The sequence below is a fragment of the Providencia sp. PROV272 genome, from assembly GCF_049901975.1.
In the GTDB taxonomy this organism is placed as follows: domain Bacteria; phylum Pseudomonadota; class Gammaproteobacteria; order Enterobacterales; family Enterobacteriaceae; genus Providencia; species Providencia stuartii.
Genome location: NZ_CP096291.1, coordinates 2,115,136 through 2,139,594 on the forward strand (window position 1 = coordinate 2,115,136; position 24,459 = coordinate 2,139,594).

22 protein-coding genes are annotated in these 24,459 nt (G+C 39.3%); 14 read left to right on the plus strand and 8 right to left on the minus strand.

Annotation, left to right across the window (positions count from 1 at the left end; all coding sequences use genetic code 11):
• Nucleotides 1–105: 105 nt before the first annotated feature.
• Nucleotides 106–1,035: a UTP--glucose-1-phosphate uridylyltransferase GalU gene (galU, locus tag M1E93_RS09600; protein WP_169342231.1), complete on the plus strand. Its 930-nt coding sequence runs from the start codon at nucleotides 106–108 to the stop codon at nucleotides 1,033–1,035.
• 435 nt (nucleotides 1,036–1,470) lie between these two features.
• Here galU and M1E93_RS09605 read toward each other — a convergent pair whose 3' ends face one another.
• Nucleotides 1,471–1,881, minus strand: coding sequence for an H-NS family nucleoid-associated regulatory protein (locus M1E93_RS09605; RefSeq protein WP_004920278.1), 411 nt, complete (start codon nucleotides 1,879–1,881; stop codon nucleotides 1,471–1,473).
• A gap of 555 nt (nucleotides 1,882–2,436) precedes the next feature.
• Between M1E93_RS09605 and M1E93_RS09610 the strand changes: the two genes are divergently transcribed.
• Complete coding sequence (locus tag M1E93_RS09610) at nucleotides 2,437–3,066, plus strand: thymidine kinase (RefSeq protein WP_004920273.1); 630 nt, start codon at nucleotides 2,437–2,439, stop codon at nucleotides 3,064–3,066.
• Nucleotides 3,067–3,224: 158 nt separating this feature from the next.
• Here the strand turns inward: M1E93_RS09610 and adhE are convergent, their stop codons facing one another.
• Nucleotides 3,225–5,885, minus strand: a complete 2,661-nt coding sequence (gene adhE / locus M1E93_RS09615) for a bifunctional acetaldehyde-CoA/alcohol dehydrogenase (RefSeq protein ID WP_014656066.1) — start codon at nucleotides 5,883–5,885, stop codon at nucleotides 3,225–3,227.
• Nucleotides 5,886–6,379: 494 nt separating this feature from the next.
• Here adhE and M1E93_RS09620 point away from each other — a divergent pair, with 494 nt between their 5' ends.
• The 7 genes from M1E93_RS09620 to oppF all read left to right on the plus strand — a co-directional run bounded on the left by M1E93_RS09620 (nucleotide 6,380) and on the right by oppF (nucleotide 14,924).
• Nucleotides 6,380–7,024 carry a YchE family NAAT transporter gene (locus M1E93_RS09620; RefSeq protein WP_104873511.1) on the plus strand — a complete coding sequence of 215 codons (645 nt, stop codon included), beginning with the start codon at nucleotides 6,380–6,382 and terminating at the stop codon, nucleotides 7,022–7,024.
• Between the two features lie 631 nt (nucleotides 7,025–7,655).
• Nucleotides 7,656–9,269: an ABC transporter substrate-binding protein gene (locus M1E93_RS09625; protein ID WP_004920261.1), complete on the plus strand. Its 1,614-nt coding sequence runs from the start codon at nucleotides 7,656–7,658 to the stop codon at nucleotides 9,267–9,269.
• 92 nt (nucleotides 9,270–9,361) lie between these two features.
• The gene (gene oppA, locus M1E93_RS09630; protein ID WP_014656063.1) at nucleotides 9,362–11,002 is read left to right on the plus strand and encodes an oligopeptide ABC transporter substrate-binding protein OppA; all 1,641 of its coding nucleotides are present in this window, start codon (nucleotides 9,362–9,364) and stop codon (nucleotides 11,000–11,002) included.
• Nucleotides 11,003–11,080: 78 nt separating this feature from the next.
• Complete coding sequence (gene oppB, locus M1E93_RS09635; RefSeq protein ID WP_004920256.1) at nucleotides 11,081–12,001, plus strand: oligopeptide ABC transporter permease OppB; 921 nt, start codon at nucleotides 11,081–11,083, stop codon at nucleotides 11,999–12,001.
• Nucleotides 12,002–12,016: 15 nt separating this feature from the next.
• A complete protein-coding gene (oppC, locus tag M1E93_RS09640) occupies nucleotides 12,017–12,925 on the plus strand; it encodes an oligopeptide ABC transporter permease OppC (RefSeq protein ID WP_014656062.1) in 909 nt (302 codons plus the stop codon).
• Nucleotides 12,926–12,936: 11 nt separating this feature from the next.
• The gene (locus M1E93_RS09645) at nucleotides 12,937–13,926 is read left to right on the plus strand and encodes an ABC transporter ATP-binding protein (RefSeq protein WP_004920252.1); all 990 of its coding nucleotides are present in this window, start codon (nucleotides 12,937–12,939) and stop codon (nucleotides 13,924–13,926) included.
• Entirely contained in the window at nucleotides 13,923–14,924 is a 1,002-nt protein-coding gene (oppF, locus tag M1E93_RS09650) for a murein tripeptide/oligopeptide ABC transporter ATP binding protein OppF (RefSeq protein ID WP_426206837.1), read from the plus strand. The genes M1E93_RS09645 and oppF overlap by 4 nt, the downstream gene beginning before the upstream one ends.
• A 188-nt stretch (nucleotides 14,925–15,112) precedes the next feature.
• Here the strand turns inward: oppF and M1E93_RS09655 are convergent, their stop codons facing one another.
• Together M1E93_RS09655 and cls are read right to left on the minus strand one after the other, a co-directional pair.
• The gene (locus M1E93_RS09655) at nucleotides 15,113–15,445 is read right to left on the minus strand and encodes an HI1450 family dsDNA-mimic protein (protein ID WP_014656059.1); all 333 of its coding nucleotides are present in this window, start codon (nucleotides 15,443–15,445) and stop codon (nucleotides 15,113–15,115) included.
• Between the two features lie 21 nt (nucleotides 15,446–15,466).
• Nucleotides 15,467–16,927: a cardiolipin synthase gene (cls, locus tag M1E93_RS09660; RefSeq protein ID WP_104873510.1), complete on the minus strand. Its 1,461-nt coding sequence runs from the start codon at nucleotides 16,925–16,927 to the stop codon at nucleotides 15,467–15,469.
• Nucleotides 16,928–17,243: 316 nt separating this feature from the next.
• Here cls and M1E93_RS09665 point away from each other — a divergent pair, with 316 nt between their 5' ends.
• On the plus strand, nucleotides 17,244–17,417 hold the full coding sequence (locus tag M1E93_RS09665) for a YciY family protein (protein WP_004920240.1): 174 nt from the start codon (nucleotides 17,244–17,246) through the stop codon (nucleotides 17,415–17,417).
• 125 nt (nucleotides 17,418–17,542) lie between these two features.
• Nucleotides 17,543–18,280 (plus strand): TonB family protein, encoded by a 738-nt coding sequence (locus M1E93_RS09670; protein WP_004920238.1) that lies wholly within the window; start codon nucleotides 17,543–17,545, stop codon nucleotides 18,278–18,280.
• A gap of 89 nt (nucleotides 18,281–18,369) precedes the next feature.
• Here M1E93_RS09670 and yciA read toward each other — a convergent pair whose 3' ends face one another.
• The gene (gene yciA, locus M1E93_RS09675) at nucleotides 18,370–18,786 is read right to left on the minus strand and encodes an acyl-CoA thioester hydrolase YciA (RefSeq protein ID WP_004920237.1); all 417 of its coding nucleotides are present in this window, start codon (nucleotides 18,784–18,786) and stop codon (nucleotides 18,370–18,372) included.
• A 288-nt stretch (nucleotides 18,787–19,074) separates the two neighbouring features.
• Here yciA and M1E93_RS09680 point away from each other — a divergent pair, with 288 nt between their 5' ends.
• The gene (locus M1E93_RS09680; protein ID WP_004920230.1) at nucleotides 19,075–19,269 is read left to right on the plus strand and encodes a YqaE/Pmp3 family membrane protein; all 195 of its coding nucleotides are present in this window, start codon (nucleotides 19,075–19,077) and stop codon (nucleotides 19,267–19,269) included.
• 43 nt (nucleotides 19,270–19,312) lie between these two features.
• Here the strand turns inward: M1E93_RS09680 and M1E93_RS09685 are convergent, their stop codons facing one another.
• Nucleotides 19,313–19,888 (minus strand): septation protein A, encoded by a 576-nt coding sequence (locus M1E93_RS09685; protein WP_004920227.1) that lies wholly within the window; start codon nucleotides 19,886–19,888, stop codon nucleotides 19,313–19,315.
• Between the two features lie 228 nt (nucleotides 19,889–20,116).
• On the opposite strand from M1E93_RS09685, the gene M1E93_RS09690 reads away from it, so the two are divergent.
• The gene (locus M1E93_RS09690) at nucleotides 20,117–21,838 is read left to right on the plus strand and encodes a SulP family inorganic anion transporter (protein ID WP_040133199.1); all 1,722 of its coding nucleotides are present in this window, start codon (nucleotides 20,117–20,119) and stop codon (nucleotides 21,836–21,838) included.
• A 72-nt stretch (nucleotides 21,839–21,910) separates the two neighbouring features.
• Here the strand turns inward: M1E93_RS09690 and M1E93_RS09695 are convergent, their stop codons facing one another.
• Nucleotides 21,911–22,663 (minus strand): YciC family protein, encoded by a 753-nt coding sequence (locus M1E93_RS09695; RefSeq protein ID WP_004920220.1) that lies wholly within the window; start codon nucleotides 22,661–22,663, stop codon nucleotides 21,911–21,913.
• A 415-nt stretch (nucleotides 22,664–23,078) separates the two neighbouring features.
• On the opposite strand from M1E93_RS09695, the gene ompW reads away from it, so the two are divergent.
• Nucleotides 23,079–23,717: an outer membrane protein OmpW gene (gene ompW / locus M1E93_RS09700; protein WP_014656056.1), complete on the plus strand. Its 639-nt coding sequence runs from the start codon at nucleotides 23,079–23,081 to the stop codon at nucleotides 23,715–23,717.
• A 320-nt stretch (nucleotides 23,718–24,037) separates the two neighbouring features.
• On the opposite strand, the gene M1E93_RS09705 is transcribed toward ompW, so the two are convergent.
• Entirely contained in the window at nucleotides 24,038–24,352 is a 315-nt protein-coding gene (locus tag M1E93_RS09705) for a BON domain-containing protein (RefSeq protein WP_004920212.1), read from the minus strand.
• Between the last annotated feature and the right edge of the window lie 107 nt (nucleotides 24,353–24,459).

Consider the following 24,459-nt stretch of genomic DNA (forward strand, 5'->3'; position numbering starts at 1 on the left):
AAAAATTATTCCTGTTATACTGCCTCGCACTAAAAACGCACCTTTATTACTGTTGATTATATAAAGAGTTTGGGTGCTTAGGAGAATTCTGGAGTTATGACTAAAATGACAAATAGAAAGGTACGCAAGGCAGTAATCCCTGTCGCAGGTCTTGGCACTCGTATGTTACCCGCGACTAAAGCAATTCCCAAAGAGATGTTACCACTCGTTGATAAACCTTTAATTCAGTATGTTGTTAATGAGTGTATCGCTGCTGGTATTAATGAAATTGTTTTAGTGACTCATTCATCAAAAAACTCGATTGAAAACCACTTCGATACGAGTTTCGAGCTTGAGGCAATTTTAGAAGCTCGTGTTAAGCGTCAATTACTCGATGAAGTGCAATCTATCTGCCCAAGTCACGTAACTATCATGCAAACGCGTCAAGGTATTGCTAAAGGCTTAGGTCATGCGATTTTATGTGCTAAGCCTCTTGTGGGGAATGAGCCTTTTGCGGTTATTCTGCCCGATGTTATTTTAGATCGTTATAGCACCGATTTAACCAAGTTTAATTTGAGCGAAATGCTGGCCCATTTTGAAGAAACGGGAGCAAGCCAAATTTTGGTTGAGCCCGTTCCTGAAGATGAAGTTTCTAATTATGGGATTGTAGATTGTAATGGTGCAACGTTGCTTCCTGGTGAAAGCAAACCGATTAGCCGCATGGTAGAAAAACCGAAGAAAGAAGAAGCACCATCAAATCTGTCGATTGTTGGCCGCTATGTATTATCGGAAAAAATTTGGGATGCACTAGCAAAAACAGCACCAGGGGCAGGGGATGAAATTCAATTAACCGATGCTATTGCGATTATGATGGAAAATAAGTCTCCTGTAGAGGCGTACCATCTATGTGGTAAAAGTCATGACTGTGGTAATAAGCTAGGTTATATGAAAGCATTCGTAGAATATGGTATGCAACATGATTCATTAGGGGAAGATTTTTCTGAGTGGATCCAAACCATATCGAATAAATTGAACAGTTCTAAAGCAGAAAAATAAACAGTTTCTTCTTATGATGATTTATAAAAGCTAACTCTAGATGTTAGCTTTTTTTGTTTGTGCGCCTTGTAGCTTTTCAATAGTTAAGTATCAATTAATGTAAATTATTGCTTAATTTAATTTACGTATTTAGAAGAAAAATACATCAATTTTTTTTGTATCGTATAAGTTTTATTATTCAATCGTATGCTTAAAAAGTTTGAGTAGGATTACATAACTTTACTTTTAGCGATGGCTTAAATTTAAATAATATTAATAAATGACTAGCAGATAAAAGGATGACTAAAACGAGCGAAAGAGGATTGCTTATCCTTGGAGCAGGAGGGGATTAACAATTTAATGGCTAATAGCGGCATAAGTGATAATAAAACTTAAACGTAGGATAAAAAAAACACCCTTATATAAGGGTGTTTTTGGGGAATAAGGTTATGGATCTTAGATTAGGAAATCGTCTAAAGATTTACCTTGTTCTTCAATGGCGGTTTTGATAACTGCTGGGGTACGACCCTGGCCAGTCCAAGTTTTAGTTTCGCCATTTTCATCAACGTATTTATATTTAGCTGGGCGAGCAGCACGTTTAGCACGAGTGCTTGAGCCTTTACCTGTATCTAAAATTTGAACCAGTTCGTTCAGATCAATACCTTGCTCTTCTGCCATTTGACGGAAGTTTTCTAGCTTACGGTTCTTTTCTTCTTGCTCTGCACGAACTTGATTTTCTTCTTCACGACGTTCTTCAACAACGACAGTTAATTTTTCCAGCATTTCTTCCAGTGATTCTAAAGCAATTTCTCTTGCTTGAGCACGAAGAGTACGGATGTTATTTAATGCTTTTAAAGATTCGCTCATTTTCCTGGTCTCAAATTTAATTGTTGGCCTGTGTACACTAATAATAGAATGCTATTTTATTTTCTGCAATAGCTAATTTGCACTATTAGTTTAAAAGTTATCTTTAGTAAAAGCAATTTTTTTACAAAAGAAATATTAACTTTTCACTGATATATATATACCACTATTATCAATATCCAAACTAATGAAAAACGGATTCAATTAGCTGGAAATTTTTTTGATTATAATTTGAAGGGCGCATCGAGAATACGTCAGGTTATTAGTGGCATGATAATGAAGCAAATAAGAGAGACTAAACGTAAATTTTCTTTTTTTGATACAGTAAATTAGTACTATGTTTTAGGGAGCACGCTATATTTTTACCAATGATAGTTCGATATTTTACCTGTTTTAAGAGGGAAAAGAGTGATTACTATTGGTAAGATTTAGCAAAATCAATGGCGATATCTCTATTTGATGCCTGTATTTTTAAGTGCTTCCAGATGATGACTGTTAATCTAATGACATGTTTTATGGTAAAATTATCTTGTTTATTAATTTAGAGGAACTAGGCTGATGGCTCAGCTATATTTTTACTATTCTGCGATGAATGCAGGGAAATCGACATCCTTGTTGCAATCTTCTTATAACTATAATGAGCGGGGGATGCGTACGCTGATTTTCACGGCAGAAATCGATAATCGCTTTGCGCAGGGTAAAGTTTCATCGCGTATTGGGTTGTCTGCGGATGCACTTTTATTTACGCCAACCACAAATATGGCGGAAGTCATTAAAAATGAAAATAGCACAAAAAAGGTACATTGTGTCTTAATTGATGAGTGTCAATTTTTAACAAAACAGCAAGTTGAAGAGTTATGCGATATTGTCGATAACAGTGATATACCTGTTTTATGCTATGGGCTGAGAACTGATTTTTCAGGTGAACTATTTGTCGGAAGCCAATATTTATTAGCTTGGGCTGATAAATTAGTTGAATTAAAAACCGTGTGTTATTGCGGCCGTAAGGCCAATAAAGTATTAAGGATAGGGAGTGATGGTATTCCTCTTTACGAAGGGGCACAGGTCGATATAGGCGGTAATGAGAAGTATATTTCTGTCTGCCGTAAGCATTATACAGAAGCCATCGAACAGGCTAAGTTAATGAACCAAGGCATTATTCCCAAAAAAGCGATTCACTTTAATTAATTGCGTATAACAATTAAAAGTAGATTTAAGTTAATCGTGTAATAGGGAAAGTCACTTTCCCATAAAAATTATAAGGATAATAATCATTTATTATCCTTATTAAAAAAGAGAGGCACTGAGTTTTAAATCAGTGCCTCTCTTATTAATTAGCTACCTAACTATTTTTTTGAACTTTTCTTTTCCACTTTTGCTGCTGTTGTTGTGGATGTTTGTTCAGTGAATTCGCGTCCATAATAGGAATCCAGTAATAGCTGTTTCAATTCAGAAATTAATGGATAGCGAGGGTTTGCACCGGTACATTGGTCGTCAAATGCATCCTCAGAGAGCTTATCAACGCGTGCTAAGAAGTCTGCTTCAGGCACACCTGCTTCACGTATGGATTTAGGGATACCTAAATCTGCTTTGATTTCCTCAAGCCATGCTAATAGTTTTTCAATTTTAGCATCGGTACGGTCGCTAGATTTTGTTAAACCTAAATGATCGGCTATTTCAGCATAACGGCGTCGTGCTTGTGGACGGTCATATTGGCTAAATGCCGTTTGTTTAGTTGGGTTATCGTTAGCATTATAACGAACGACGTTACTAATTAATAAGGCATTCGCTAATCCATGTGGTATGTGGAACTCAGAGCCTAATTTATGGGCCATTGAGTGACAAACCCCTAAGAATGCGTTTGCAAATGCAATCCCAGCGATGGTTGCAGCGTTATGGACACGCTCTCTTGCAACAGGATTGGTTGCCCCTTCATGATAACTCGTCGGTAGGTACTCTTTTAATAAGCTAAGCGCTTGTAATGCTTGACCATCAGAGTATTCATTCGCTAATACAGAAACATAGGCTTCCATCGCATGAGTCACAGCATCCAGACCACCAAATGCGGTCAGTGATTTCGGCATATTCATCACAAGGTTTGCATCGACGATAGCCATATTTGGAGTCAGTGCATAGTCCGCTAATGGGTATTTTTGACCTGTTTTATCATCCGTTACCACTGCAAATGGGGTAACTTCAGAGCCTGTTCCTGAGGTCGTTGTAATCGCAACTAATTTTGCTTTTACTCCCATTTTAGGGAAACGGTGAATACGTTTACGGATATCCATAAAGCGTAGTGCTAATTCTTCAAAATGCGTTTCTGGATGTTCGTACATAACCCACATAATTTTGGCCGCGTCCATTGGGGAGCCACCACCTAATGCAATAATGACATCAGGTTTAAAGGCGTTCATTTGAGCGGCACCTTTACGGACGACCGTTAATGTAGGATCAGCTTCAACCTCAAAGAAAACGTCGGTTTCAATATGGTGTTTTTTCAGTACATTTACCACTTCTTCAACATAGCCATTGTTAAATAAATAGCCATCAGTGACGATAAATGCACGTTTTGCGCCATCCGTTGCGATCTCTTCAAGTGCAATAGGGAGACAACCGCGACGGAAATAGATTGAGTTAGGAAGTTTATGCCACAACATATTTTCAGCTCTTTTCGCCACGGTTTTAGTATTGATCAAATGTTTTGGTCCAACGTTTTCAGAGATTGAGTTACCACCCCATGAACCGCAACCAAGTGTGAGAGAAGGCGCTAATTTAAAGTTATAGAGGTCACCGATACCCCCTTGTGAAGCGGGCGTATTAATGAGGATACGCGCGGTTTTCATTTTGACGCCGAAGTAATTAACACGTTCAGCTTGGTTATCTTGGTCTGTATATAGACAAGAGGTGTGACCGATACCCCCCATTTCGACTAATTGCTCGGCTTTGTCTACAGCCTCTTCAAAGTTTTTAGCGCGATACATGGCGAGGAGTGGCGATAATTTTTCGTGGGCAAATGGCTCTGAATCTGCAATCACCTTGACTTCACCAATAAGTATTTTCGTGGTTACAGGTACAGTAACACCGGCCATTTCAGCGATTTTATATGCAGTTTGACCAACAATTGCTGCGTTCAGACTACCATTTTTCAAAATAACATCTTGAACGGCTTTAAGCTCTTTACCTTGCAGTATATAGCCACCGTGGGTCGCGAAGCGTTCACGAACCTGATTATAAATTTCATCGACGACAACAACGGATTGCTCGGATGCACAGATGACGCCATTATCGAAGGTTTTTGACATCAAGATAGACGCCACAGCACGTTTGATATCGGCTGTTTCATCGATAACAACCGGTGTATTACCTGCGCCTACACCAATAGCAGGTTTACCGGAGCTGTATGCCGCTTTCACCATACCAGGACCACCTGTTGCTAAAATCAGGTTGATATCCTCGTGATGCATCAATGCATTAGATAATTCGACCGATGGTGCATCGATCCAACCGATAATATCTTTCGGTGCACCAGCTTCGATAGCTGCTTTAAGAACAATTTCTGCCGCTTTATTGGTTGCATTTTTAGCGCGAGGGTGCGGAGAAAAAATAATTGCATTACGCGTTTTTAAACTAATTAAAGATTTAAAAATGGCGGTTGAGGTTGGGTTAGTGGTTGGAACGATACCACAGATAATACCGATAGGTTCAGCGATAGTAATTGTTCCAAAAGTTGGGTCTTCAGAAAGCACGCCACAGGTTTTTTCGTCTTTATAGGCATTATAAATATATTCAGAGGCAAAGTGATTTTTGATCACCTTATCTTCAACAATACCCATACCTGATTCTTCTACAGCAAGTTTAGCGAGCGGGATCCGTGCGTCTGCTGCTGCAAGCGCTGCTGCGCGGAAAATGCGGTCAACTTGCTCTTGAGAGAAGTTAGCGAATTCACGCTGAGCTTTTTTGACACGAGCAACGAGGTCATTGAGTTCGGTAACATTAGTTACTGACATAGAGATTACTCCTGATAAATGTTAAACTTTTTAAGCCAATGAGCAGTGCTTCTTGAAACATTAAAACGCTAAAAACTGAGTAGATAAATTATAGTTTATATTTATTAACATATTTTATTTATCCGCTTATTGGCTTAAAAAGCTTTTAGTACAAGGTGAAAAGCGTACTTTTCTTAAATTAACTCCCTCTATCAGTTAAGAATAGATTAGCATTATTTGTGTTTATTGATGTGATTTAGATCACAAAAATCCAAAGCTGACTCCTTTCAGCAAGCCTATTTTGAGGGAATGCATGTTTTTTGTTGAAATTAGACACAATATTTTTTGATAACGAATAAAAAGAGCTAAAAAATCATATTATTTGCATGAAGTTTAAGCGAATAACTAACAGTAACCGCTAAAATAAAACTTAGCAGAATCTATTTTATTTATTTAGTGATAAACTTTAACTATCTGTGATTTTCTTAAATCTGATTATTTAAAGGTGCTGATGCGTGAGTGCAGGATTACTTGATTTATCAGGCTATATAAAATTTTTTATTGGTCTTTTTGCGTTAGTAAACCCAGTGGGAATTCTGCCTGTGTTTATTAGCATGACTAATTATCAAAGTAGCGCTGGGCGTAACAAAACAAATACGATAGCGAATACTTCTGTCGCTATCATTTTATGTACATCATTATTAATCGGCGATTCAATTCTGCAAGTATTTGGTATTTCTATCGATTCATTCCGCATTGCGGGTGGAATATTAATTGTAACGATTGCAATGTCGATGATCAGTGGGAAAATCGGTGAAGACAAACAAAATAAACAAGAGAAAACAGAAACAGCAGTGCGAGATAGTATCGGGGTAGTACCACTTGCATTACCGCTAATGGCAGGACCGGGGGCAATTAGCTCTTGTATCGTTTGGTCATCTCGGTGGCATGGTTGGCAAAACTTTATCGGTCTGGCGCTGACAAGTATTGTGTTTGCATTTTGCTGTTGGTTACTGTTCCGCTCGGCATCATTGCTTGTTCGCTACTTAGGGCAAACAGGGATTAACGTGGTGACGCGAATTATGGGACTGCTTCTGATGTCTCTGGGGATAGAGTTTATTGTTACAGGGGTTAAAGCATTATTTCCCGGTCTTCTATAATCATTTTTTGACATACTAATTCTCTTGCTCATAGATCACTATTATATGGTGATCTATAAGTGTCTATTACATTAGTAATAATATTCCGATTAAAAAAACGCCAAACAAATAAACACCATTATCATTTTTTAACTTATAGGTATCACTAATAAAAAATGATGGTGTTATTCTATTAAATGATAGTCATAAATAGATTATCTTTTGCCTGCTAATCTGCTGTTATTTTGTGCTGATTTCAATTCCCTTTTCTTATAATAATATGTCGCATTTTTTGCTAAATAAGGCATAAAAAGTAAGGAAATGTGAGCCAAGTAAATTTTTGCGCTATTTAATTTATTCAATGTTAATGATATGTTTAAACAAGTCTCAATTGTGCGAATAGATGAATAACAGAATAATCATCTATTTATACAATAAAATCATAACGCTTTTAGTTTAATACAGGCTTGTCTAGCTTGCGGGTGATTACACAATTTTAACATTTTGTAACAAAAATGTGAGAGGCCAAAAGTGGATTATTAAAACTAATCCAAAGGGAAATACTCTAAGTTTCAGGGTATGACGCGAAACAAAATAACCAGATAGGATGCTGAAGTTTGTTGTAGCAACCAAATAACCGTTGAGGGTGATAATGAATTTTTTTACCAAGAGTTTGTATTCACTACCTATATTTTTAGTTGCATTACACACTAATGCAGATCCAGTGTCTGCGTCGATTAAGCAAGCGATTACCATTAATAACGGCACAGAGGTTTCGTCATTAGACCCCCATAAAGTCGAAGGGATCCCTGAGAGCAATATTATTCTTAATCTTCTTGAAGGGCTAGTTTATACGGATGTGGATGGTAAGGTGACACCCGGTGTTGCCGAAAGTTGGACTAATGATAATTATACTACATGGGTGTTTACTCTCAGAGATAATGCCAAGTGGAGCGATGGTACACCAGTGACTGCACAAGACTTTGTGTATAGCTGGCAGCGGTTAGCCGACCCTAAAACAGGCTCTCCTTATTCAAGTTACTTGCAAAATGCCTATATTGAGAATGCTTCTGAAATTTTAAAAGGTAAAAAGCCAATTGAGTCTCTTGGTGTGAAAGCGTTGGATGAGAAACATTTGCAAGTCACGTTGACCCATCCAGTACCTTATTTTATCGATATGCTTAATCACACGGCGATGAAGCCCGTAAACAGAAAAGCGATTGAAAAATATGGCGATAAATGGACTCAGCCCAAAAATTTTATCGGCAATGGAGCCTATGTATTAGATAAATGGGTTGTCAATGAACGGATTGTTTTGAAGCGTAATCCACAGTATTGGAATAATCAAAACAGTAAAATTGATGAAGCGACATTTTTAGCTATTTCTTCAGAAGTGAGTGATGTAAACCGTTATCGTAGCGGTGAAATTGATATCAGTAATTCAGCAATTCCGCCTGTTCTTTATAAAAAAATGCAAATAGAACGGCCGAACGAATTATATATTCGTCCTTACCTATGTACGTTCTACTACGAGATTAATAATAGCAAACCACCATTTACCGATCCGAGAGTGCGAGAGGCGATAAAGCTCGGGTTAGATAGGGAAACCATTACGAATAAAATAATGGCACAAGGGCAAATTGTTGCTTATGGTTTTACACCTACTTTCATTAATAATGGCGATTTTTCCCCACCAGAGTGGGCAAATTGGAGTAATGAAAAACGCTACCAGCGTGCAAAGGCTCTTTTGGAAGAAGCGGGTTACAATGCGCAAAATCCACTGAAATTCTCACTTCTGTATAACACATCCGATCAAAATAAACAGCAGGCTATCGTCGCAGCTTCAATGTGGAAAAAAAATATTGGAGCCGAGGTAAGTTTACAAAATCAAGAATGGAAGACGTCGTTACAGAGTCGCCATGATGGTAACTATGATGTTGTGCGTGTGACTTGGTGCGCTGATTATAATGAACCATCGGCATTTTTAAATATTATGTCGTCAGATAGCAGTAATAACACCGCATTTTATAAAAACTCAAAATTCGATGCTTTGTTAGAAAAGGCATTGAGCGCGCCAGATGACGCCAGTCGTAAACAAATCTATCAGCAGGCGGAAGCACTACTCGATCAAGATTCAGCGATTATTCCCGTCTATTATCGGGTCAGTGTGCGTTTAATTAAACCTTCGGTTGGTGGATTCAAAGGAAAAGACCCTCTTGATAATATGGATATTAAACGGTTATATATAAATCAAGATAATAAATAGTAATTAAATAATTAAAAAAACAGTTTACCGAATGGGTAAACATATTAATCCACAATGTCACCATAATATATGGTATGGGAGTAACGGATAAAATGAGTAAACACATTCATAAAACCATGATTGCTTTAGGTGTTGCCGCTGGATTGATGACAGGGGGGATAGCGAGCAGCTTTGCCGCTACAGTGCCTGCTGGTGTTGAACTTGCAGAAAAACAAACGTTAGTCCGTAATAATGGCTCTGAACCTCAATCCCTAGATCCACATAAAATTGAAGGTGTTCCTGAATCGGCTTTAGCGCGTGATCTCTTTGAAGGTTTAACGGTCGTAGGTCCTAATGGTGAAATCTTACCTGGTTCAGCTGTAAGTTGGGAAAATAAAGATTTTAAAGAGTGGACGTTTAAAATTCGTGAAGGGGCTAAATGGTCAAACGGTGACCCTGTAACAGCACAAGACTTCGTTTATAGTTTCCAACGTATCGTTGATCCTGATACTGCTTCTCCTTATGCGAGCTATCTACAATATGCACACATTAAGAATGTCGATGACATTATTACCGGAAAGAAAAAACCCGAAGAGCTGGGTGTTAAAGCATTGGATGATCATACTCTTGTGCTGGAGTTAAGTGAGGCGGTTCCTTATATCCCCAAATTGATGATCCACTCATCAATGTCACCGGTTAATAAAAAAGTGGTTGAGAAATATGGCGCTAAATGGACGCAACCACAAAACTTTGTAGGCAATGGTGCTTATAAACTAAAAGATTGGACCGTTAACGAACGTATCGTTCTTGAGCGTAGTCCAACATATTGGGATAACGCTAATACCATTATCGATCAAGTGACCTACCTGCCGATTTCTTCAGAGGTGACTGACGTTAACCGCTACCGCAGCGGTGAAATTGATATGACCTATAGCAATTTACCAATTGAGCAATTTAAGAGCCTACAAAAAAGCATGCCTAATGAGTTACGCGTGAACCCATATCTGTGCATTTATTACTACGAAATTAATAACGAAAAACCGCCATTTAATGACCCTCGAGTCAGAGAGGCATTGAAGCTATCAATGGATAGGGATGTGATCACCTATAAAGTGAAGGCTCAAGGGGATATTCCGGCATATGGTTTCACACCGCCATTTACCAGTGGCATGAAAACTGAAAAACCGGATTGGTATACCAACATGACGCAAGAGCAACGCAATGAAAAAGCGAAACAGCTACTTGAAGAGGCTGGTTATAATAAATCAAATCCGTTGAAATTTAACCTGCTGTATAACACCTCCGATTTACATAAACGTATTGCCATTGCTGCATCATCAATGTGGAAGAAAAATATCGGCGCAGAAGTGAAATTGGAAAACCAAGAGTGGAAAACCTTCTTAGATAGCCGACACCAAGGTGCTTATGATGTCGCACGTGCAGGATGGTGTGCTGACTATAATGAACCGTCTTCCTTCCTCAATATGTTACTGTCTAATAGTAGTAATAATACGGTTCACTATAAGAACAAAGAATTTGATGCGGTGATGAAGCAGACTTTGCAAGTGAAAACAGATGAAGAACGTTCTGATTTGTACAATAAAGCAGAAAAAATCCTAGATAAAGACTCCGCTGTTGTGCCTCTTTATTACTATGTTAATACTCGTTTAGTTAAGCCGTATGTAGGTGGGTATACAGGAAAAGACCCGCTAGACAACCTGCATACAAAAGACCTTTATATTATCAAGCACTAACAATAATAATCCGGCTCTTCGGAGCCGGATAACAATATGATTATTGGTCCGACTAAGCAACGGAAGTAGGAAAGGGCAATGTTAAAATTTATTTTACGGCGTTTACTTGAAGCGATCCCGACACTTTTTATTCTTATTACAATTTCATTTTTTATGATGCGTTTAGCACCAGGCAGCCCTTTTACGGGGGAACGTAAATTACCACCTGAAGTTATGGCAAATATTGAAGCGAAATACCATCTGAATGACCCTATGTATAAACAGTATTTCAGCTATTTAGTTCAATTATCTAAAGGTGACTTTGGTCCATCATTTAAATATAAAGACTACAGCGTTAACGACTTAGTGGCAAAAGCCTTCCCAGTGTCTGCGAAATTAGGTGCAACTGCTTTTATCGTCGCCGTCTTCTTTGGTGTGACAGCGGGGGTTATTGCCGCATTGAATCAAAATAGCAAATGGGATTTTACAGTCATGGGGTTCGCCATGACGGGGGTTGTCATCCCAAGCTTTGTTGTGGCACCGTTATTGGTGCTGATATTCGCCATTCATTTGAAATGGCTCCCCGGTGGTGGCTGGGATGGTGGTAACCTCAAACATATGATTTTGCCGATGGTGGCATTATCACTAGCTTATATTGCAAGCATTTCGCGTATTACGCGTGGCTCCATGATTGAAATCATGCACTCCAACTTTATTCGTACAGCACGCGCAAAAGGCTTACCACTGCGTACGATCATTTTACGACATGCCTTAAAACCAGCATTACTCCCTGTGCTTTCTTATATGGGGCCTGCTTTTGTGGGGATTATTACGGGTTCGATGGTTATTGAAACTATCTTTGGTTTACCAGGTATAGGGCAATTGTTTGTTAATGGCGCGTTGAACCGTGATTACTCTTTGGTGCTTAGCCTAACAATCTTAGTTGGCGTATTAACGATTACCTTTAACGCTATTGTCGATGTGCTGTATGCCGTTATCGACCCGAAAATTCGCTATTAGTCCGGAGAGAACGCTATGTTATTAAATCAAAAAAATAGTGAAGCTCTGGAAAAGCTTTCTGAGCAATTAGATATTGAAGGGCGCAGTTTATGGCAGGATGCACGACGTCGGTTTATGCATAACCGAGCGGCAATTTTTAGCCTCTTTATCCTATTTTTGATCACCTTATTTGTCATCTTTGCCCCCATGTTATCTCCCTTTTTATATGATGATACTGATTGGGAAATGATGTCGATGCCTCCTGATTTGGCAAGTGGTCACTATTTTGGCACCGACGCCTCTGGCCGTGATCTTTTGGTGAGGGTAGCGATTGGTGGACGAATTTCTCTGATGGTAGGGGTGGCTGCTGCATTGGTTGCTGTGGTTGTTGGTACCTTATATGGCTCTATTGCAGGTTATGTTGGCGGGAAAGTGGACTCCATCATGATGCGTTTGTTGGAGATCTTAAACTCATTTCCATTTATGTTTTTTGTGATCTTGTTGGTAACACTCTTCGGTACAAATATCTTATTGATATTTGTTGCGATAGGGATGGTTTCTTGGCTGGATATGGCGCGTATCGTTCGTGGGCAAACTTTAGGACTGAAACGCAAAGAGTTTATTGAGGCTGCTTTAGTTTGTGGGGTGAGTACTCGCCATATTATTTTGCGCCATATCGTTCCTAATGTATTAGGTGTGGTTGTGGTGTATGCGTCATTACTGGTGCCAAGTATGATCCTATTTGAATCATTTTTAAGCTTTCTAGGGTTAGGGACACAAGAGCCGCTTAGTAGCTGGGGAGCGTTATTGAGTGATGGGGCAAACTCAATGGAAGTGACGCCATGGCTATTACTGATCCCCGCGGGTTTTCTAGTAGTAACTCTGTTTTGTTTTAACTTTATCGGCGATGGTTTACGTGATGCCCTCGACCCGAAAGACCGTTAGAGGGAGCTATTATGTCTAATATTCAATCATCTAACCCTCTCTTGAGTGTAAAAGATCTCAATGTGACCTTTTCAACTCCTGATGGTGATGTCACCGCAGTCAACAAGTTGAATTTTGAACTACGTGCTGGCGAAACACTGGGTATTGTCGGTGAGTCAGGCTCAGGAAAATCACAAACAGCATTTGCATTAATGGGGCTGTTAGCGCGTAACGGCAAAATAGGTGGCTCAGCGATATTTAACGGACGTGAAATTTTAAATTTAAAAGAAAAAGCGTTAAATAAGATGCGTGCGGAAGAAATCTCTATCATCTTCCAAGACCCGATGACCTCTCTCAATCCATATTTAAAGATTGGCACACAATTATCTGAAGTGTTAATGCTACATAAAGGGATGAGTAAGCAAGAGGCATTTGAGGAGTCTGTTCGCATGTTGGATGCCGTTAAAATGCCAGAAGCACGTAAACGAATGAATATGTATCCCCATGAGTTTTCTGGGGGGATGCGTCAACGGGTTATGATTGCGATGGCGTTATTGTGTCAGCCTAAGTTATTGATTGCCGATGAGCCAACAACCGCGTTAGATGTCACGGTTCAAGCACAAATCATGACTCTGTTAAATGAACTGAAAAAAGAGTTTGATACCGCTATTATCTTGATCACCCATGACTTAGGGGTCGTCGCTGGCGTGTGTGACAAAGTGTTAGTGATGTATGCGGGGCGCACTATGGAGTATGGCTCAGCCCGAGATATTTTCTATCAACCCTCTCATCCTTATTCATTAGGGCTACTTGCCGCAGTGCCGCGTTTGGATGGCGATGATGAAAGCCTAGCGACCATAGCGGGTAACCCACCTAACTTATTGCGCTTACCAAAAGGCTGCCCATTCTCGCCACGTTGCCAATATGCGAATGCACAATGTATTGAACAAGAGCCTGAGCTGAATGCATTTTCAGCGGGTCGATTAAGAGCTTGCTTTAAGCCGGTGGAGGAGCTGGTATGACACAACATGAAAATAGGCCAGTTTTGCTCGAGATCAATGATTTAAAAGTGCATTTCTCTATTCGAGATAAAAAACAGTGGTTCTGGCAGCCTGATAAAAGCTTAAAAGCTGTTGATGGCGTGACGTTACGTCTGTATGAAGGCGAAACATTAGGTGTTGTTGGGGAGTCAGGGTGCGGGAAATCAACTTTCGCACGTGCCATTATTGGCTTAGTAAAATCGACAGGCGGCTCTGTGAGCTGGCTGGGGAATAATTTATTAGGATTAAATGAAAAACAGTGGCGGGATATACGTAGCGATATTCAAATGATTTTCCAAGATCCTTTGGCATCGCTGAACCCTCGCATGACGATAGGCGACATTATTGCCGAGCCACTGAAAACGTATAATCCAAAAATGCCGCAATCTGAAGTGATCGAAAAGGTCAGAAAAATGATGATGCGGGTAGGGTTATTACCTAATCTGATTAACCGTTATCCCCATGAATTTTCAGGGGGGCAGTGCCAGCGTATTGGGATAGCAAGGGCATTGATCCTTGAGCCTAAACTGGTCATTTGTGATGAGCCTGTTTCTGCACTTGATGTCTCTATTCAAGCGCAAGTCGTTAACTTATTACAAGAGCTTCAAAGGGAAATGGGCCTATCCTTAATATTTATTGCCCATGACCTCGCGGTCGTCAAACATATCTCTGACCGTGTATTAGTGATGTATTTGGGAAATGCCGTTGAATTAGGCACCTATGATGAAGTGTATAACAATCCACTTCATCCTTATACCAAAGCACTAATGTCTGCGGTACCCGTTCCTGATCCTGACAAGGAAAAAAATAAAACCATTGAATTACTTGAAGGGGAACTGCCGTCACCCATTAATCCGCCTTCAGGTTGTGTATTTAGAACTCGCTGTCCACTTGCTGATGAAGGTTGCGCTAAAACAAAACCTTTATTAGAAGGGAGCTTTAAACATGCGGTATCTTGTTTAAAAGTCGATCCACTATAACGGATTTGTATGCCTAGTTAGAATGCCAGTTAGTGATGCTGACTGGCATTTTTCTTGGGACCATTTATTGATATTGACCATAAAAATCGCGCCCTAACTCAAAGGCTAGGGCGCGGTTAGCGAATTTAAATTCACGATTATTTTTAATAGCAGGTTGCTATATCTTCATCGCGGCATGTTTAACGAAACTAGCGCTTCCATAAAATATGGTGAAAAGGTTGGGCTGGATGGCGGCTAATTAAAATGCGGGCAAAAATGTCAGCAATTTCATCGTCATCGGATTGCGCCAACCCAATAATCACTTCACTCAATGTATCTAAATCAAAATCAGGCTGAATAACATCCTGCCAATGTTGGCTGAGAGGAGCAATTTCAGCCGCGCCACACTCTTCAAATTGCAATGCAAAAATAACCTGATCGGCTGGCTCTAAATTATCCATTGCTTGCTCAAGGAACAGGTCATAGGCTATCTCAATGATTTCATCTTCATCAATAAGTTTAATGGATTGTGGCTTAGTCATGACAGTTCCTAAAATAAAAAATTACAATAACGGGCTAAAGAAATAGCATAAACGTTCAACAACTCGGTTCCAGAAAGGCCGTTGCTCCCACTCTTCTATCTCAAGGCATGTGGAACGTGCGATATAATCATATTGAACAAGAGTAAGGTCACTACCAAAGTTTTTATCATCAATCACAACAGTTATTTCAAAATTCAGCCATAAGCTTCGCATATCTAAGTTAACGGAACCAACGAGGCTTAGTTCACCATCGACCAGAACGCTCTTAGTGTGTAGCAGGCCATCTTCAAATTGATAAATTTTCACGCCAGCTTCAAGTAGTTCAGTATAAAACGAACGGCTTGCCCAGCGCACGAGAAATGAATCATTTTGCCTTGGCATAACAATACTCACATCAACTCCGCGCATGGCAGCAGTACAAATCGCGTGCAATAGATCATCACTCGGCACGAAATAAGGGGTCGTCATGATAAGCTGTTTGCGGGCAGAGAAAATAGCCGTCATCAGTGATTGTTGGATCAACTCATCAGGGAACCCTGGCCCAGATGCAATCATTTGAGTGGTGTGACCGTTAGCTTGCTCAAATGGCATAATATTCGTGTCTGGGGGTGGTGGCAAAATACGTTGCCCCGTTTCCATTTCCCAGTCAAAGGCGTAGACAATACCTAATGTCGTGCTGACAGGGCCTTCCATACGCACAAGGATATCCACCCATTCACCGACCCCTGCATCCTGTTTAAAGTAGCGAGGGTCAACCATATTCATACTTCCAGTATATGAAATATAATTATCAATCACGATAATTTTGCGGTGCTGACGCAAGTCCATGCGGCGTAAGAAAAAACGCATTAAATTGACTTTTAAGGATTCGATAAACTCAATACCTGCCGCACGCATTTTATCGGGGTAATCGCTACGGAAGAAATGCCAGCTACCCGCCGAGTCAACCATAATACGGCATTTGACACCTCGCTTAGCGGCATTGAGTAGGGCTTCAGTGACACCATCTACCAATCCCCCGGGTTGCCAGATATAAAATACCATCTCGATTGAGTGCTGTGCATTATTGATATCATTGACAATCGATTTTAATGACTCTTCACAAGTGGTCATCAATTGAATTCGATTGCCTTTAACGCCAGCAATACCTTGCCGTTTCTCACACAATTGAAACAGTGGCTCGGCAACAGGACTATTTTCAGTGGCAAAAATGTGTTTAGAGTGACGTAAATTCTCGAGCCAAGTTGCCACAGAGGGCCACATCTGTTGCGCTTTATCAACCCGCCGTTTACCTAAATGCAACTCACCGAAGGCAATATAAGCAATGATACCGACCAATGGCAGAATGTAGATGATCAGTAACCAGGTCATCGCTGAAGTGACAGGGCGTCGTTTAACAAGGATTCGAACGGTAATTGCTGCAATGACTAGCCAATAGACGAAAAATAATAACCAGCTCAATAGCGTATACACAGTTGCCATAATCGATTACATGCCTCACAAATTGGAGAGTGTAAAAATAGTCAAAAAATGAAACAGATTTGATAAAAAATAAAAATTGATGCTAACACTGATAGAATTTAGCAAACATTCATCGTAAAAGCTTTGCTAAATCTTATAGATTAATGGTGAAAAAACAATTAATTCTATTTATAAGTTCCCCTTTAGCATCATGAACATCGTTATTCGAACGGTTTTTTTATCAAATGACAGGTATTTCTTGGCTAGCGTGACCAAAGGTCTATAATATTTTGCCAATTTCATATGTAGTTAAACTCAGTAATAAAAGGATAGAAAAATGAGACGTAGTAGGCATGAAGTTGGTCGCTGGCGGATGTTGAGACAATCATTACGTCGCCGTCGTCGCTGGCTTGAAGGGCACTCAAGGCGCAATATGACTATTTACGCGATAAGAAAATTTGATATCTACAAACGCCGTCGCTCCTTGCTATTTACCCAGTGGAGTGAGTGAAAAGATTGAGGTCCGGTTTCACAATTTTCGCTTTGAGTGACAAACCTTATTGAATATGATTGCTATTTGCATTTAAACTATCAGTCATATTCTTAAGGTTTAAAGTCGTAGGGTAGAAAATTCTTATGCGTTGGATCCGTTGGCCTCTTATTATTATCATTTCATTGTCTATTCACGCAGGGCTTGCTATGGCATGGATTTTCAATCAACCGAAAATGCCCCCTGTGGTGGAGCCAATAACGGTTGCCATGGTCTCGTTTGAATCAGATGAACCAGCGGAGGTGCCTGCCGCTGAACCTCAACCTGCACCCGAACCGGAACCCGAGCCAGAACCTGAACCCGAGCCGATTGTTGAGCCTGAGCCTGTTGTAAAACCTGCGATCGCGCTAGAAAAGAAACCTGAAGTTAAGAAAAAACCAAAACCTAAGAAAGAAGAAAAGCGTGAAATCAAAAAGGATGTTAAACCTGTTGAGAAACAGTTAGCGAAAAATGATCTGAAACCGTTATCTAATCTTAACGCAGGGGCACCTAAATCGAATACCAACGTCATGGCGAATAACAAAGGGGCAACGAACAGTGCTCAATCGTCAGAGCGTCGTGGCCCTAAAGCGCTACGCAAGCAGGCACCTGCATACCCAGACCGCGCTCGTCGCTTAGGTAAAGATGGCTATGTTAAAGTACGTTATGACATCACTGAAGATGGCCGCGTTACGAATATTGAATTTGTAGAATCTTCACCTAAAGGTTTATTTGAACGTGATGTAAAACGCGCGATGAACCGTTGGGTTTTTGAAAAACTTCCAGCAAAAGGTTATGTCACAGAAATCTACTTTAAAATTGATGGTACGGTGAGCCAAGTTTAAAGCAATAATCAAAATAGACTCTAAATAAAACCCCCATAACAGAGAGTGTTGTGGGGGTTTTATCGTTAAGGGCGATAGATATGCAGGCGCTATTCAGTGCTTTCTAACTGAAAATGCTGTTTCTCTTTTGGCAGTTCACGAGGTGTATTATCATCATTAACGGCAACATAGGTAAAAACGGCATCGGTTGCACGATAACGATGGCCTACAGGCTCCGTTGCCACTTTTTTAACCCATACTTCAATATTAATGGTAATGGAGCTTTTGCCCGTTTTTAAGCAACGAGCGTAACAACATACCACATCACCTACGGCGACGGGCTTTTGAAATTTAATACCATTCACCGCCACAGTAACCACACGACCCAGCGCGATCTCTTTGGCTAATATCGCGCCACCTATATCCATTTGAGACATTAGCCAGCCGCCAAAAATATCCCCATTTGCATTTGTATCGGCAGGCATAGCTAAAGTACGTAGAACTAATTCCCCGTTTGGTAATTGCATATCAAACTCTTTATCAAAATATAAAACGATTCAAATTCATTTTTTATCATAAACTAGATTCAGAGTATTCGTCACGATGAATCATGTTTCGATGACTTCATTGCTGCCAAAAACAGCAAAGGGGAGCTTTAATTGTTTATTATGCAGGGTAAACCATAAACATAATCAATGTAATAGACTAAAAAAATGCAAAGAAACTGCAAGAAGTGTTTTTTATATTTCATATTGAAAGTTGACTGTCTACAATGGCGATATCTTAGGTTTTTAAGTCTGTAGTGGAGAGGTGACATGAGATTAATATTGGCAATTTTGCTACCGTGGCTGCAATTTTTTACTATTGGTCGCCCATTTGCAGGTATTATTTGTCTGATCTTACAAATTACTTTAATCGGTTGGCTTCCAGCAGCGATTTGGTCAGTGTATGCATTATCGCAATACAATACAGATAAGAAAATCGAACAAGCATTAGGTAAAGGACGTTAAAGACAAAAAAACCTGCTTTTGCAGGTTTTTTTATTGAATACGTTTATTTTTCTTCTTTAGATTGTTCTGTTGGCTGCTCTCTAGGCTCTTTGGACATATTTTTATAAATATAAATCACACTGAGCACAGTAAAAATCAGAGTGCCAGCGGTTAAACCGAATACCTTAAAATTCATCCAAACATCTAAAGGCAACCAAAATGCGATATAAACATTCAGCGCAGCACATGCAATAAAGAAAATCACCCATGCACTATTTAACTTGACCCAAATGTTGTCTGGCAGCCTAATTTCTTGGTTATTGCCTAACATACGTTGAATTAATGGTTTTTCAGTAAACCATTGGCTAATCAATAATGCCAGTGCAAACAGTGCATAGATAATGGTCACCTTCCACTTTATAAAAGAATCCGTGTGGAAAATAAGAGTGAGAGAAGCAAAAATCATCACAATCAGACAGGTGATTTTGGCCACTTTTTCGACGTGCTTATAAATTAAATAAGTTGCGAGTAACGCAAGAGGCGTCGCTACTAATAGAGCACCACTGGCATAATAGATACCATAAATTTTATAGACAATAAAAAATATCACCAGAGGGATAAAATCAATAAGTTGTTTCATAACCGTGGTTACCGAGGCCTTGCATAAAAAATAATGGGGTAGTTTAACTGATTTTTGCGCTAATTGTTAAAAATTTGCTTCTTTTTACCAATAAACATGCTTTGTTACCAATCATATTTGCACTATTTTACTTTTATTTGAGATAAGTGATAGATAATCTTTAATATATCGGATATATATAGTATTTATAATAATTTAACTCATTAATTTTTAGAGAGTTTTCCGACAATGATAAAGGCGAGACTGTTTGTCTGGATGCCCGGCTTAGAAACGTTATTTAATTATCGTTTTGCTGATTTTGGTCCTGATATAAAAGCGGGGTTATCGGTTGCTGCAGTCGCTTTGCCTGTTGCAATTGCGTACGCCGAACTCATGGGAATAAACGCGATTATAGGGTTATATGCCTGTGTTTTTCCAATGATTATCTACGCATTATTTGGCACATCTAAACAGTTAATTATTGGTCCCGATGCGGCGACTTGTGCGGTAATCGCTGCGGCGGTCAGTCCTTTAGCTATGGGGGATGATGCGACGCGATGGCAATTGATAATTGTCATGAGTTTGATGACAGGGATTTGGTGTTTAATTGCCGCACGATTTAGGTTAGGGACTTTTGCTGATTTTTTATCACGACCTATTTTGCAAGGGTTATTAAATGGAGTCGCATTAACTATTATTGTCAGCCAGATAGGGAAAGTATTTGGTATTACTCAGTTACCGAGCGGTTTTATTGAACGTTTGGTGGCGTTTCCTACCGCGCTATTAGATAGTCATATTCCTACGTTACTGATGTCAGTTGCGACGCTCGCGGTTATCATTGTGATCAAAAAAGTACGTAATCTGTGGCCATCACTATTAATTGCAATGGTTTTGGCAACCTTGGTCAGTTATGTGTTTAATATTGAAAAATATGGTATCAGTATTGTAGGGGATTTAGGTGAGGGGTTACCTTTTATTCCAATGCCGCAGTTTGATCCTGGTTTAATGCGTGACCTGATCACTCCGTCACTTAACTTAGCCGTTATTAGCTTTGTTAGTTTTATGATGACGGCAAGAAGTTTTGCAAGTAAAAATGGCTATTCTGTCGATGCCGATCAAGAGTTACGAGCATTGGGAATGGCAAATCTCGCCTCAGCGTTGTCACAAGGATTTGCTGTAAGTGCCGCCAGCAGCCGTACTGCCGTTAATGATATGATGGGGGGTAAAACCCAACTCGTCTCTATTGTTGCGGCGTTAGCTATTTTAATCGTACTTTTATTTTCGGTTGATCTATTAGAGTACATCCCAATGCCAGCGTTGGGAATGGTACTGGTTGTATCGACATGGTCACTACTTAGTTTTCGTAATATTTTATCGATGCGTAAACGTAATAAGCAAGCCTTTACACTGAGCATTTTTACGTTAGGTGCAGTGCTGGTGGCAGGGTTGATTAACGGCGTGGGATTGGCAGTTTTACTGGGGTTATTACAATTTATCAGAGTTATTTTTCGCCCAACAGACCAATTGTTAGGGGTCGATGACCAAGGAATGTTGCATTCGATTTCTAAAGATAATGGCGTTCAACCTGTTGAAGACGTGCTTATCTACCGGTTTAACTCTCCATTGACCTATTTTAACGTTAACTATTTTAAAGAGCGTTTAAATAAGCATTTGGATAACCAGCCTAAACGTCCTGCATGGGTGATTGTCGATGCTGCTGTTAGTTTCACTCATAATGATGTGAGTGTTTTTTCGGCCTTGAACGATATCGTGACTGGATTAAAGGCAAAAGGAGTGACGTTAGTACTCGCGGGGAGAAGAACATCAATCAACAGTTGGCTAGAGAAAAATAAAATTAGTCGCTCAGATGATGATCTGTTAGTCGTACCTGATATCTATTTTGCTATCCGTTTGATCCAAAGTAAGCAACAAAAACAGATAAAAGAGATGGAAGAACAAGTTACGCTCTAGTTTCGATTTAAAATGAAAAACTGCACCTAATAATAACTAGGTGCAGTTTTTTTATGGTGCCAGTGAACAACACTATTTGAGATTCACCAGCATATATAGGCGGAAAAAATAAAGCAGGACAAAGGCTGCAATCAGGTTATTGACAAAAAATGAAATCCCGTTAGATACGATATAATTCAGTTCAAACATATTAAAAAGTAAAGCGATCAGCATTTGTGATGCTAGCCAAATCATAATCATAGGTAAGATGATACGCCAATTTGCATAGGCTATTTTCCAGCTTTTACCTATTGCGCTAAATGGACTCACATTTTCGCTGATTAGCACGGCAGGGGCTAAGGAAAAGCCAATTGCAAGAAGAACCCCAGGAACGATAAACAAGTTAATCCCTATCTGCACAAGCAAAGAGCAAATGAGGACGAGTAAAAAAATAGAAGGGATTTTTGGCAATGATGAGGATAGGGCTTGCATAGCAGTAATATCTTCACCACGTGAAAGACGGTTGATATAGGATAAAACCCCACAAATTAATATGGTGCTACCTAAGATAGTGGGGAGGAGTGTACCAAAGAAAACATGGATGATCGCATTTTTTTCTTGATCTGTCATATTTTCCAACCAGTATTGGGCGCCCTGACTCCCTACTTCAGTGAGTTTTTTAAGAGATTCAAGATAAGTCACAAAGAGTTGTGGATCGGGTATCAATATAGCGTAAATAATAACGCTCACAACAGCTGCTAACAGCGCTATTGTGAATAGGCCACCTAACTGATTTTTGAAAAAATTCACACTATCATTGATGAGTGAGTTGGCCGAAATGGACATGTAACTGCTCCTATCTACAAACGGGATAAAATTTTAGCTGATTGTAACTGAGTATCTATCGCATAGGTAGAGAAAGATCAGAAAAGACTGGGGGTGAGCAAAAAAGGAGCAGTCAGCGTGAAGGCTGATTAGCAAAGGCGATTTCATTTATTTTTACTATCTTTATTAAGGGATATTTTAAATGCAACTTTAAGTGGTGTATTAAATTTAAAAGTGAGGTAATCAATTCTTATTTTAAAGTATATATAACAAAAATTGATTTACATCAAAATCAAAAAAATTATAAATGGAATAATAAATTCAACTTAGTCAGATTAGGTTATCTTTATTAAAAGATGTGATCTTGATTTGAACATTAAATAAAATTAAACGGTATATTTAAACCAAAATAATAAACACAGGAATGGGATTAATAATGAAAAAACTCACTGCGCTTGTCTTAGCTGCCGCAACGCTTGCACCAGCTGCTTCATTTGCTCATGAAGCTGGCGATTTTATTTTCCGTGCAGGTACTGCAACTGTCCGTCCGAATGCAGGCTCTGATGATGTATTAGGTGGCCTAGGTCATTTTAATGCAAATAATAATACTCAATTAGGGCTGACATTCAGCTACATGGTTACCGATAATATCGGTGTGGAATTATTAGCTGCAACGCCATTCGAGCATAAAGTTAGTTTAGGTGAATTAGGCAATATTGCGACAGTTCATCATTTACCACCTACTTTGATGGCACAATATTATTTTGGTAGTAAAGAAGATAAATTACGCCCTTACTTAGGTGCAGGTATTAACTATACTTTCTTCTTTGATGAGAAATTTAATTCAGGGGCAAAACAGCTGGGCTTGAGTGACCTTGACCTGTCTAGCTCTTGGGGCTTTGCAGCGCAAGCCGGTATGGACTACATGCTGACTGAAAATTGGATGTTAAACGCCTCTCTTTGGTGGATGGATATTGATACGGATGTTAAATTTAAATTTAACGGCGCTCAACAAAAAGTTGATACTCGCCTTGACCCATTCGTATTTATGTTTGGCGTAGGTTACCGCTTCTAATCGAATTTGCAGGATGCATAATAGGCAGATGCCTAACTTGAAATGGAATGTAGTAGTAAATCCGAGAATATTTATTCTCGGATTTTTTTTGGATACAAATTAGGAATATTTTTTTAACTAAAAATGTAATTTATCTATTATACGATTTCATAGAAAATAATAACCTCTATTTTTTATAACGATAAAATAACAAAATACCAACAATTGTTAATGTATTAAAGTAACGTAATTATTATTTTTAGGAAATATGTAAGACATATTTCTGATATAAATATCAGCCCAATTTGAGCTGATATTTATAATGGTTGATTGATGATGTATTAGCGGATTTTCATTGAGTCAATGACAGATTGGACGCCTTTTACTTTTTTAGTGACCTCTATGGCTTTATTTGCATCTGCTTTAGAATCGACAAAGCCACTTAATTGCACGCGTCCTTTAAAGGTTTCAACACTAATCTGAGTTGATTTTAGGTTTTTCTCAGCCAGTAGGGCAGATTTTACTTTAGTCGTAATGACAGTATCATCAATGTAGCCACCAGTGCCTTCAGATTTATCGGTTGGTGCACAAGCAGCTAGCGTGAAAGCCATAAAGAAAGCGACAAGTAATGCACTAACAGATTTGAATAGTTTCATCCTTTATCTCCTAAGGTGTCAAACGCCAAAATACGTGATGGTTAAGTCATCCAACAAGATCTTATCAGCATAATAAACAATGATTACAATTAGTTTCTCGCTGATAA